Origin of the sequence: Legionella cincinnatiensis (genome assembly GCF_900452415.1) — a bacterium.
Taxonomy (GTDB): Bacteria; Pseudomonadota; Gammaproteobacteria; order Legionellales; family Legionellaceae; genus Legionella; species Legionella cincinnatiensis.
Genome location: NZ_UGNX01000001.1, coordinates 2,269,600 through 2,282,014 on the forward strand (window position 1 = coordinate 2,269,600; position 12,415 = coordinate 2,282,014).

Consider the following 12,415-nt stretch of genomic DNA (forward strand, 5'->3'; position numbering starts at 1 on the left):
TTTATTCCCAAGCCGCAGATACAAATATATATCCTTTTTTATGGATTGTTTTTATCCGATAGGGCTTTTTAGCATCATCATTCAATGCCTTTCTTAAACGTGATATTTTTAAATCAATACCTCTATCAACTCCATCATATTCGTGCCCAGAAAGAGCGTACTGAATGTTATCTCTACTAAGTAACCTATCATGATTCTTAACCAATAAAGCAAGGACTTCAAAATCACTACTGCTTATTGAAATTTCTTCACCAAAGAGATGAACACTCTTAGTGCTAAAATTGATAGAAAAATTGCCAAATCGAAATTGATTTTGATTATTAACTAAATTAGGTCGACGTAACAATGCTTCGATTCTTGCTTTTAAAACCTCGTCTGCAACAGGTTTAGTAAGGTAGTCATCTGCTCCTAAGTTTAAAGAAGAGACTTCACTTTCAATATCATTAATGGCGGTTAACATGAGTATTTTCCCCAAATACTCCTCTCTAATGGTGTGACATATTTGATCTCCATTCATGCCAGGAAGCATTATATCCAATATGACTATATCAGGTTGCTCGCGAATAATACGATAGACAGCCCTATCACCCCGTTTTTCAATAGATACATCATAACCTGCTTCTTGTAGGCTTTCTTTGAGATAATTGGCTAATTTAATGTTATCTTCTACAAGCAATATTGATTTATTTGTCATTCTTACTGTCTCAGCCTCTTTAAATAAGAAAAACCATTTCACAAAATTAAGTCTGAAATGCTGTGTCAGTTAAGTTTTACATAGATATAAGGAACTAGGCAAATACAGGGTATTTATACATTTTATATACAATTGATTTTTTTTAACTCGATATAATAACAAGTAGGGTTATTTTTGTACTGATTCATCATCATAGCTAAGGAATAAGTGTGTAGAGATAATTTATGAAATCTAAAAATAATTTTGAGAATAAACTTGATAGCATTTTATTAATTACTCATTCAGTTAACTTAACCCACGATGTCAAATCCTCTAGGGAACTATCAGAAATGCAATTTGCTTCGAAGCAATCAACAAGCTCTTTGGAAAAATTACAAGAAAAAAATCATATTCCAGGTATTGCTACAGCAATTATTTCTAATCAAGGAGCGGTTACGACACAATCAGTAGGAGTCACAAACTCAACTGTATTTGAAGCCGCCTCATTAAGTAAACCTGTATTTGCGTACCTTGTTTTAAAATTAGCGCAAGATGGAAAAATTAATTTAGATAGCCCACTCTATAAATACGGCCATTTTGGCCCTCCAGAAATACAATCTCATGAAAATTATAAACAATTAACTGCACGTATGATTCTATCTCATCAAGCAGCTTTACCTAATGAATCAGTATTACCAGAATTTATTTCTGAAACTAAGATAGGGGAAAAATTTAATTATTCCGGTGTAGCTTATCAGTTTTTAGGTGAGGTGGTGCAAAACATCACTAAAAAGCCACTGGAAATTTTGGCGCAAGAAACATTTGAGAGGATTGGCATGGCAAACAGCAGTTTCATGCCCCCAACAGGTTGTAGTCTCATTAAACTTCCAGATGACGCGCCAAAACCAATACCCGAAACCACGAAAGCATTATTAAAAGGTACATTAGATAGACATGGTCAATTAAGTATCCTTTATCATCAAGATAAATTATTTGTCGCAGAAAAAGCAGTAGATGGCCAGATACAAATAACCGAAAAGGATCTGAGTCAAGTAGCAGAAAGCAGCCTCGAAGCAATGAAAAACCGCTTTGCCGACATACCAAATAATCCTTTCTGGCTATCAAAACCTATATCCATTGAGGCACGAGAATTACCTCTTGTGACTGCTATTGTCGGCCATCCTCCAAAACACGCCGCAACGATAGCAATAGGTCATAACTCAGATAATTCAGTGGATCTTAAGCAAAAATTTTATATTGCTCACCCTGGAGCCTCTTTATACACAACTGCTGAAGACTATGGCAAATTTTTAAGAGAATGTACTACCGCTGAATTTATTCGAACGGAAATGTTTGGAATGAGGAGATCAGAAGAGGAAGATAAAGAAATATATATTCCAATTGTTCCCAGTTTAGCCGGTAAAGATACCAAAGCGCAGGATAATCTAGTATCTTCGGATATTTTAATGCAAATAGCGTGGGGGGTGGGGATTGGCTTACAACGTAATCCAGATGGTAGTTTGATTGCCTTTCATTGGGGTGATAATGGAAGCGGGCGAAATTTGGCAGCGATTAATCTTTCCACTAAGGAAGCTGTTGTTTGTCTCACCAATAGTGCTAATGGTCCAGCAGCTTTTCGGATAATTGCAGAGCCTGTAGTTGGAGATTTAAGTGCTACAAGTCAGTGGTTGTCCCTACGAGAGGGATTACCTATGAATCAACGTGCCACAGCAAATCCAACTCAAGAAATGAGACAATATTTACAAGAGCAAAAACAAGCATCAATAATTAGTGTAGGTTCAAACTTAAATAAATGCTGGTGATTCTTACTTTCCTGGGTATAGAACCCAATTTTTACCAAATCAATGAGTTCATCATTTGAGTAAGTAAAATATATCTCAGGCGATAAAAACCGCTGTTTACTTGCGTGTGAAGACTGTTGGGCAGCTCCTTACACAAAACCGAATATCTAGCCTTCACAGGATCCAAAAAATCCAATAGTCCCACATAGACTCTGCAATATTTTACAGTGGGTCATTAGTTTTTATAAATTTGTAATACTCCTTTGAACTACCTTATTGAATCATTCACCAGCCCCCTTCTGGAAATTCCTTGAAGTTGATTGTACTATTTAATAATAGATTGAATATCCTATAGATTCTTGCTTAACTAAAAGGATAAGAGTATGTGCAAGTTACTATTACTTCGGTTCATGTTACTTATTTCACTTTTTGCATCACCGTTAGTATCTGCTGTTACGAATAATGAAGTAACAGATTGGGCGCAGAAAATATTAATGGATACTATGTCAATTAGTTATCTGACTACACCTAATGAAGAAAAAGAGGCTGAAAAAAATTTCTCTCATGCTGCCTGGGAGCCCATGAATAACTTTTATTTTAATGAATCCAAAATAATTAAGCATTACAAGCTTACACTTCATCCTAGGCCATTGAACCACCCAACTTTAATCAAAGAAGAGCTTTGTTTTGGGTCACCGTGCTGGCGAGTTAATCAAACTTATAATGTTCCTGAGTTGCATCTTAATGTTGCTTTCTCCTTACTCATTACTAGTCAAAAAACAACTAATAAGTCACCTTTTATAGTGAAAAGTCTTGATATGAAAGTGGAACATTATTAAATCATGCACCGAGATAACCTAGCAAACATATTGAAATGCAAAAAATGCTCGGCTCAGAATTATTCTGCTAAGTATCCTTTTGTTTGATTGAAATTCTCATAAGTCGCCAAGCTTGTTTGATAGTAGCTCGTTTCTTTTTGCCAGCCACCTCTTAAAACATAGGCTAAACAACAGAACAGTCTTCAGTCCCTCATGCTTACCCAAAGGTTGGAAAATATTGGATCAAAAATGGGATGCCTAATTATTAATTCACAATGTCGTATTTCCGACAGTAAGCATCATTTAACATTCATCGCAATTAGTTAAAATTTAAACTATTAGATTAAGTTTATAACAGGAGAATATGATGTTTACCAAATTACCTCTTATATTAAGAAGAACGCCCTCTCACCGCCCTTATTCAGGCGGGGCGGCTCGAAATCCTAGCCCTATAAAGTTAAATGGCCCAAAATACTTGGAAATACAAATAGAGGCAGCAATACTTGAGGGTCTTGAGCAGAAACAATGGGAACAAGAGCTCAATACTTATAATAAAGTCAAAACGATGCTTGAACCTCAAGCAACCGAACATCAAGAAGCAGTACTCCAAACTATGACGCCTAAAGAAGCATCCGCTAAATCTCTGGATGTGGCATTTAGCCAAATACGAGGATATCTAGGGGATACACTCACTAATTTCATAGAGCCTCCTCTTCGAGCTTATGCTTTCCCTAAACTTGAAAAAGCATTTACTTATTTAGCAAAAGACGGGCGAGTGAGTAAAAACATGGTAGATAATGTTTCAAAATATGCGTTATATATGATTCTCACGCTTGCAAGTTTGTATGTTTATGAAAAAATAAAATCACATAAAGAGGAGATTGAAACTCTTGAAAAAGAAATTCAAGAACTTGAAAAGCAATATACCGATAAAAATTTTGAACACAGCGATATCCGAGACGAAATATTAAAGAGGCAAAAACAGCTTCTTGCAAAACAAGATGAATTGGAAAGATATACAAATATCATTGAAACACTTGGGGAAATAAAAAAAGAAATTGCTTTAGAAGCAAAAAAACAAACATATACAGCACAGATGAAAGACCAATTTTTTTCTGTAATCAATCCAGATGGATATGAAAAAGAAAAAGTTAAGTCTCACCTAATCAAACGACATAGTGACACTTCAACTGGTGATGAGCTTGATAAATGGGCCAGTGTCCATGGGGCAACAGTTGAAGCCAGAGAAAAAATCACTAAAATCAGGGTAAAATGCGATAATATAAAACAAGAAATAACCAAACTCGAGTCAGAATCTGAAATGGTGGCACAACGAGCCCAAGAGATTGGAGAAAAGCTTGAGAGCAAGCAAATAAAACTAAATAATAAATGGTGTTACTCATTCTTTAGTCACTCAAAAGAACAAACCAAAGAAGAAATCCCCACACCAAAGGCACGCCTTGAATTTTAAACGCTCATTTTAAGGGGCTGCAAGTAGCCCCTTTTCTTTTTTTTATAATCATGTATCTTTAATTTGATTTATTTTTTACTAAGGAAACATTATGTTTAACAAAGATGAAGCAAACAAATGGCCTCTCAAAGATAAATACAAGTATCTCAATGAACATATAGAAATAACTAGAAATAAAGAAATGGAAAATGAAATGTTGTTCTTTAGTACCCTATCAAAAAAAATGAGAGAGCACCCCTCAAAAGAAAACTTAGAGGCGTTAAAAAAATCAGATGAAAAAATCAATGAAATGATAAATTACAGTGCAACTACTTTCATTAAATAACTTTACCGCCAAGGATGGCAGCAAACTCAACCCCATAAATCATATGTCTAACATGGATTTGAGCTATAATTTACTTAGGTTTATGTGCAGTTCAAAACATCATAATGAACGCTATATCTAATATGAAAGCTCATACAAGCTTTCTGTACAATTGCTATCATGATATTTTTGAAAATACACCTATAGATTTCTGGGGATACCTATATTTTGATTTTCAAGGACACTACTTACAACTCATTTCAGAAAAATCTATTATTGATGATATTCTAAATAAAGAATTATACATCGAACAAAATCTTTGTAAAAAAAACTATCAACATGACAGTCTCTATGTTTGTAACGTGGATAGTGATAATGTCATAGCATCAGGAATAAAACATTGTTTATTAGAACGTGATTTCACCTATTTTGTGGATATTATTCGCCAAGACTCAAACCGAGTTGAAATGGTTACCTTCGCCTCTTCTCACCAAACGAATCACATGAACAATTTTGCATTTAACAATCTTGACTATCTCAATATGATTGCTCAAAACCTGTCTAAAAGAATTAAAAGATTACATACGAAAGATAATTTTTTAATTTTACCTAAAGAATGCATAATCCAGATGAATGAACGAATTAGTTTAGGAAATAGCGATAAACCGGATAGTCTTAAGGATATTCTTCTAAAATCCTCTCATCAAAAAATGGTTGAGCTCATTAAAGATGACGTATTCGACTATAATCAACTTCCTTTTAGTTTTTTAGCGGCTAAAAATTTCACTCATAGAGAAAAAGAACTGATATATTTATATTATCATGATTTTAATTTACAACGTATTGCATCTATTTTTGAAATTTCCAAGCGTACCGTCGAGAGGCACTTTGAGAGTATAAAAAAGAAACTTAATTGTGAAAACATCGGCCAAATAATTCCTGCTTTAATTAAATACGATCATTCAATAAAAAAAATCATCAGCCTATAGAGTGCTTAAAAAAATACGACATTTGATTTATATAACTCAAAAATGCGAATTAGGAAGATACTATAACTTGCATTGTTATATATTTGGGCAGATAAAAGAGGTAAATATGAATAAGAAAAAGCTAGACCTATCAAACTTTGATTTTAACGAAGTTAAATCAGAAGCATTAAGTCAATTAAAATCACGCTAATCACACCCATCTCTCTGATTTATTTGGATTTTAAAGCTCCATCAGAATGAACTGACAGAGCTTTTAAAAGTGACTAACTAACTTACTTACTAGCTGCAGCTTTCTTTTCTTTTTCTTTAGCAATCACTGCTTCAGCTACACTGCTTGGGCAAGGAGCATAGTGAGAGAATTCCATTGAGAATTGACCACGACCAGAGGTAAGAGTGCGCAAGGTACTGATGTAACCAAACATTTCTGAAAGAGGAACATCGGCCTTAATGCGGACACCAGCTGCACTGGGTTCTTGGCCTGAGATCATGCCACGACGACGGTTCAAATCACCAATCACATTACCTACATCCTCTTCTGTACTATAAACGTCAACCTTCATAATTGGTTCAAGCAATTGCGGAGCAGCTTTTGGTATAGATTGACGAAAAGCGCCTTTTGCAGCAATTTCAAATGCAATTGCTGAAGAGTCAACGGGGTGATAAGCACCATCGGAGAGGTCAACTACAACATCCAATACAGGAAACCCTGCTAAAGTGCCTGTATCCATCATTGAGCGAAAACCTTTCTCAATTGCCGGAAAGAATTCTTTGGGGACGTTTCCACCCACAACGGAGGTGGTGAAAGTAAATCCAGTGTTTGGCTCACCAGGGGAGATAGTGTAGTCAATTTTACCGTATTGACCAGCACCACCTGATTGTTTCTTGTGGGTATAGCTGTCTTGAATCGATTTGGTTATTGTTTCGCGGTAAGCAACCTGTGGTTGACCTACTATTAATTCAACGTCATAAGTACGCTTCAGAATATCCACTTTAATATCAAGATGCAATTCACCCATACCGCGAAGAATGGTTTCACCTGAATCTTCATCGGTTTCAACCCTAAACGTTGGATCCTCTGCAACCATTTTACCAATAGCAATACTCATTTTTTCGGTGGAACCCTTATCTTTTGGCGTGACTGCGATAGAGATAACTGGCTCAGGGAAAACCATTGCTTCAAGGGTACACTCGTGATTAGGATCGCAAAGAGTGTGGCCAGTGCGAACGTTTTTCATGCCTACAATTGCAATAATGTCGCCTGCTTCAGCGCTTTGCAATTCATTACGCTCATTTGCCTGCATTTCAACCATACGGCCGACACGCTCTGTTTTACCAGTAAAGGAGTTAAGGATCGTATCACCCTTATTGAGCCTTCCTGAATAGACGCGTACGAACGTTAGAGCACCAAAACGGTCATCCATGATTTTAAATGCCAAGGCGCGAAATGGCTCATCAGGAGAAACAATAGCAAATTGACCGTTTGGCTCGCCTTCAGCATTGGTCAATGGTTGTGGATTCACTTCATGAGGAGCAGGCAAATAGTCAACCACTGCATCCAATAACAACTGCATTCCTTTGTTTTTAAAGGCTGAACCACAATAAGTTGGGAAGAAGGCTAATTCAAGAGTGCCTTTACGGATACAACGCTTAATTTCTTCTATAGAAGGCTCTTCTCCTTCTAAATACGCCATCAGCAAATCATCATCCACTTCAAGTGCTGTTTCAATTAATTGTGCACGATACATTTCAACGTCGTCATGCATATCGGCGGGCACATCAGTGACTTTGTAATTTTCTGGCTGGCCGGACTCGTCCCAAACATAGGCTTTACGGGTTAATAAATCGACAACACCTACGAAGCTGTCTTCATAGCCAATAGGCAACGTCATAATTAAAGGATTTGCACCCAATACTTTTTTAATTTGTTCAGTTACTTTCAAGAAGTTCGCGCCAATACGATCCAGTTTGTTTACGAAAATCAAACGAGATACTTTTGAATTATTCGCATAGCGCCAATTGGTTTCTGACTGAGGCTCAACACCGCCAGAACCACAAAATACCCCGATACCGCCATCGAGTACTTTCAATGAACGATATACCTCTACAGTAAAGTCAACGTGTCCTGGGGTATCAATTACGTTGAAGCGATGACCCTTCCAGAAGCAACTTACCGCTGCTGACTGAATGGTAATACCACGCTCCGCTTCCTGTTCCATGAAATCGGTTGTTGATTCACCATCGTGAACTTCACCTATCTTGTGGATTCTACCAGTGAGCTTAAGAATACGCTCAGTAGTGGTGGTTTTTCCGGCATCTACGTGGGCGAAGATCCCAATGTTTCTATAAAGGTTTAAATCAGTCATAGCACTCTTATTAAAATTTAATGGTTAAAAAATTGTCGCATATTGTACAGGATTTTATCCTGATTTGCAGCAGAATTTGCCCTATTAACTTATTTATTTTTTCTTATTGGTTTATAAAACAGAACAGCTAGCACTCGCTAATTCATCTTTAGAAAACTCTATTTTTTTTCTCTGTAAAATTTCATCGCGACTAAATTCAATAACATTTTTGTTTGCTATACATCGCCAATTTTGCATGTTAGTTATATATTCCTTCTCTTTAATCTTAAATACATCGGGTATGAATGCTGCTGCATTTTCTCCCGCATTTTTATCTCTTGCTGAAGCAAATATAAAAGCCTCTACTTTTGCCTCCCTCATTTCCGTACCTAATAGTTGGCTGTGCTCATAATTTGTTTTACTAGAAATTTTATCTTGATATTTTTGAAATGGCGCTTTTGTTAAGTCAATTCCATTTTTTGTTTTTATATAAGCCTTAAATGCGGTCATTCGAATCTCAATGTACTCTAAATTAGCCGAAGTATCATCAAAAAATTTCAACCGGTAAAAGGCTACTTCTGCAAATGCTGTTTGCAGAGATAAAGACCCATACCACAGTGAAGGTTCATAAGTATTGCCAAATCGAGATCCATACTCAAGCGGAGGATATCTGAAAGGAGTAAAAATTAAATAATGCTTACTATTGGTCGCTTGAGGTTTTGAATTGTCTAGTAATTTTTCTAAAAGATCATGTTCTTCGCTACTATCAACTAAATCTCTAGAGCTTGAGCTATATTGATCCTCAACTATTCTCCAAGGCTCCAATTCTAAATATTTGAAAAATTTCACCCCCTCACATTCAGTCCAAATACTCATAATTTACCGCGCATTGCATCTAAATAGTTAAGTACACGCATTAAACCAGGAATAGTTTTTATTTCTTCAATAGGTTTATTTTTAAAATATTTATTTTGACTATTGAGCCATAATTTAGCTTTTTCATGATTATTTCCAACCATAGCATTTAAGCTTCTGTATATCCTTAAAAGTAATAAAGCAATTTCACCTTCTTTTGTATGAGGTGAAATTAACTTTTTTCCCTGACTGAGGCGAGATGTGCTAGGCTCACTTATTCCAATGATTTTGCTTAAATCTTTGCCCGTTAAAGAATAAAACTTTGCCACGTTGCATAAAGCCTTCGACAAAACAATTTCTTCTTTATGATGTACATTATTAGAAGTTTTCATTTTGACTCTCCTTTCATTTGAAATTATAGTAATACTATATTTCATATGCAAGCTATTTTTTATTCTATTTGAGAATACTAATCATACTAAATAAAATGAGAGTATTAATTTATTCATTTTTAATGCTTAAATTTAATGAAAACTAAAGAGTACACATATGGAGTAAACTTATAACAAGTTAAGTAAAATCTTTCGCTGGCAAGATACTCATTACCTTATTGAGGGTGAAGAAATCTCGGGTTCAGCAGAGGGATTGACATTGAATGCAGAGGGGGGATTTATTGAATTTTGCTTACAATAAGAAATGACATCTGCTTTACTTCCCATTATGTAGTGCTTACCGTCAGAAAAAGCATAATTGTCACAACCAGACTGTTTAAATAAAAATGCATACCCTTCTTTCGCTTGGCGACGGAAAAAATCATCTGCTTTTTTATTGTCTTTATCGTCTGGAAAATGTAGCGCATTGTTTTTGATATTATCTTCACCAAATTCTTTTGCAAAATTTTCAAAGATTTTCTTTAATGCCTCATCACTTATAGATTCAGCCTTATATGGTTTAGTAGCATGCTTATACAGTTTTTGTACCTGTTCTAATTCTTCTAGTGATGGAAGTTCATCCATTGCTTCGTCTTCGCTTAGTTTTTCTTGCAGCTCAATTAATTCCTTTTGCCTACCCTGAGCCAATTGTCCTAGTCTCGCTTGAATTAGTAAAGCTACCTCTTGTTCACTGAGGATTTTTTTTAATTCTTCAGGGGTCAGCATAACATTTTATCCTTTGCTCTGTACTATTTGAAAACAATACATTAAATAAGCAAAAGAAAATCATATTGATTTATAATTTACATTATTTTGACAAATTGAATTTTTTATATGACATAAAATTTCATCATCTAGCTGGATGATGTGCTAGCTATTCTTTAGAGGAGACAAAACTAGGCGCATTCCAGAGTCTAGATAGCTTGATCAAGCGCACGGCGCTATCAAGGGCAATTCAACCGTAACAGATTCGCTTGTTTGATAAAATGGATTTATCACTTCGCTGCATTCATTTCCTGAGATCTTAATGCAACTGAGAATGTCTTTGGGCATAAAATTTAATGCCACCAAATAACCTTTACCAACACTTTTGCTCTTATTGAGCGTTGCCATTTGTGTCGCATTAAGCATCACCTTGTAACAAGACACTGTTGTCCTTCTTGCTTCCAGCGCTTCCTGTGCGAACAGAGCCTCAGTGGAAGTATAGAGCATCCGAGACACCAAAGGATTTCTTGCATAGTTCCAAGCGCTTACTTGCTGCATATTATCTATTATTTCAACAATGGGAATGTAATAGGTTTTCAGATCATTTTTTTTTATTGAAGGAGTATCCCTTTGGGTAAAAAAAGTTGCTTGTACCATTTATATTCTCCCTGTATTTATCCATTTGTTTCACATAGAACTACTTATATACACCAGTTTATGGTGTTTTTAATAAATTCTTAATTCTTATACCATATAATTTGACTATTAACCACACACTTTTAATTAATTATGAACGAACTTGGCAGCACAATTACAAAAGCAAATGCAAAATTAGCAATCTTCAAAGAACTTGCCCGTAAAGAAAGTATAAAATGGTTTCACGATGATTCGCGTTATCAAGCTATTAGCTACATCGAAAAAAAACTAGCATTACATGATCATATGACCATTAGCGAGTTAGAGAAAGCCATTCGTTTTATAGAGGAAATGAAGATCTCTACCGAAAATAAAAAAATAGAGAGTTTCAAAAATGTACTTTCTAAAGACTTTCATTATCGAACTCTAGCTTCTTTTGATATTGATGAATTTACAACCAGAGTAAAAACATCTCAAAAACCAGAACCAAACGTTATCATTAGTAAAACCAGCTCCTTATGTGGTTTTCTTGCAGAAGTCCATAGTACACTCATTAGCCACTATGAACTCTCCAAAGCGCATACGGAAGGGCATATTCCGGTGAGCAAGATCCACTATACTGCTGATTTAATGAAACAGACGCAAATAGCACAGGACATTGAAAATACAACAAAAGCAGCTACAACCAGTGATAACTCAACGTCTGTTATGGATATTCGCCGTGGAGGAACGACCTTTTATGGGGTAAAGATAGACACCGGAAAAAACGATGTCTATGCTCTTTCCACTATCGAAAATTTTACGGGTGATAAAATTGATGTCCTTGGCTCTAAAGCTAATAAAATTTTTCATTTTGGTGGCCAAGTACTACATGGGATAATTTTAGACGAATTTGAAAACTCGATGGAATTAATCGATGGAGCTCAACATTTGACTGAGGGTTTAAAGCCCACTCTTACGCGCGGGCGAGTCAATTGGTCAAAAAATTCAGAAACCGGTCAAGTGTATGCAACAGTGGAATTAAAAATCCTTGCTTGTGCTTTTATCGATCCCATCAATACAAGTAAAATGCCGAAACATTTTGCAATAAGAAGTGATGGCACCACTTTAGACACAATTGATGAAAGCATGCTTCCTCATCTCAATCGAGTCGCTACGCGGGATGAAAATGATATTGTACCTATTTGTACTTTTAGAGCCAAATTGGATCTGACTCAAGACCCACACACTCAGGAGCATTATTTAAAAATGAAAGAATTTATTGTGAATATAAATACCCCCGATATGATTTCTCGTAAAGATCCGAATCACCAGCCACAACCTAGTTGGTATTATGATATTTAAAATATCGCTAGTCATAGATACTATTCCACTACATCACTTAAAATG

At 35.6% G+C, this 12,415-nt stretch carries 12 protein-coding genes; 6 read left to right on the plus strand and 6 right to left on the minus strand.

Features of this window, described 5'->3' with window-relative positions; translation table 11 throughout:
• Position 1: 1 nt before the first annotated feature.
• A complete protein-coding gene (locus tag DYH34_RS10190) occupies positions 2-694 on the minus strand; it encodes a response regulator (RefSeq protein ID WP_058466276.1) in 693 nt (230 codons plus the stop codon).
• 224 nt (positions 695-918) lie between these two features.
• On the opposite strand from DYH34_RS10190, the gene DYH34_RS10195 reads away from it, so the two are divergent.
• The 5 genes from DYH34_RS10195 to DYH34_RS10215 all read left to right on the plus strand — a co-directional run bounded on the left by DYH34_RS10195 (position 919) and on the right by DYH34_RS10215 (position 6,057).
• Positions 919-2,496: a serine hydrolase domain-containing protein gene (locus DYH34_RS10195; protein ID WP_058466275.1), complete on the plus strand. Its 1,578-nt coding sequence runs from the start codon at positions 919-921 to the stop codon at positions 2,494-2,496.
• Positions 2,497-2,858: 362 nt separating this feature from the next.
• A complete protein-coding gene (locus DYH34_RS10200) occupies positions 2,859-3,314 on the plus strand; it encodes a hypothetical protein (RefSeq protein ID WP_058466274.1) in 456 nt (151 codons plus the stop codon).
• A gap of 343 nt (positions 3,315-3,657) precedes the next feature.
• Complete coding sequence (locus tag DYH34_RS10205; protein ID WP_131775219.1) at positions 3,658-4,764, plus strand: coiled-coil domain-containing protein; 1,107 nt, start codon at positions 3,658-3,660, stop codon at positions 4,762-4,764.
• A 91-nt stretch (positions 4,765-4,855) separates the two neighbouring features.
• Positions 4,856-5,089, plus strand: a complete 234-nt coding sequence (locus tag DYH34_RS10210; protein ID WP_058466272.1) for a hypothetical protein — start codon at positions 4,856-4,858, stop codon at positions 5,087-5,089.
• Positions 5,090-5,211: 122 nt separating this feature from the next.
• Positions 5,212-6,057, plus strand: coding sequence for a helix-turn-helix transcriptional regulator (locus DYH34_RS10215; protein WP_238589573.1), 846 nt, complete (start codon positions 5,212-5,214; stop codon positions 6,055-6,057).
• Between the two features lie 272 nt (positions 6,058-6,329).
• On the opposite strand, the gene fusA is transcribed toward DYH34_RS10215, so the two are convergent.
• From fusA to DYH34_RS10240, 5 genes are all read right to left on the minus strand, one after another.
• On the minus strand, positions 6,330-8,420 hold the full coding sequence (gene fusA / locus DYH34_RS10220) for an elongation factor G (protein ID WP_058466270.1): 2,091 nt from the start codon (positions 8,418-8,420) through the stop codon (positions 6,330-6,332).
• A gap of 111 nt (positions 8,421-8,531) precedes the next feature.
• Positions 8,532-9,248, minus strand: coding sequence for an RES family NAD+ phosphorylase (locus DYH34_RS10225; protein WP_244918535.1), 717 nt, complete (start codon positions 9,246-9,248; stop codon positions 8,532-8,534).
• A 23-nt stretch (positions 9,249-9,271) separates the two neighbouring features.
• Positions 9,272-9,646, minus strand: coding sequence for an antitoxin Xre/MbcA/ParS toxin-binding domain-containing protein (locus DYH34_RS10230; RefSeq protein WP_058466268.1), 375 nt, complete (start codon positions 9,644-9,646; stop codon positions 9,272-9,274).
• Positions 9,647-9,856: 210 nt separating this feature from the next.
• A complete protein-coding gene (locus DYH34_RS10235; RefSeq protein ID WP_058466267.1) occupies positions 9,857-10,411 on the minus strand; it encodes a hypothetical protein in 555 nt (184 codons plus the stop codon).
• Positions 10,412-10,612: 201 nt separating this feature from the next.
• The gene (locus DYH34_RS10240) at positions 10,613-11,047 is read right to left on the minus strand and encodes a hypothetical protein (RefSeq protein ID WP_058466266.1); all 435 of its coding nucleotides are present in this window, start codon (positions 11,045-11,047) and stop codon (positions 10,613-10,615) included.
• A 132-nt stretch (positions 11,048-11,179) separates the two neighbouring features.
• On the opposite strand from DYH34_RS10240, the gene DYH34_RS10245 reads away from it, so the two are divergent.
• Positions 11,180-12,370 (plus strand): hypothetical protein, encoded by a 1,191-nt coding sequence (locus DYH34_RS10245; RefSeq protein WP_058466265.1) that lies wholly within the window; start codon positions 11,180-11,182, stop codon positions 12,368-12,370.
• Positions 12,371-12,415 lie beyond the last annotated feature (45 nt).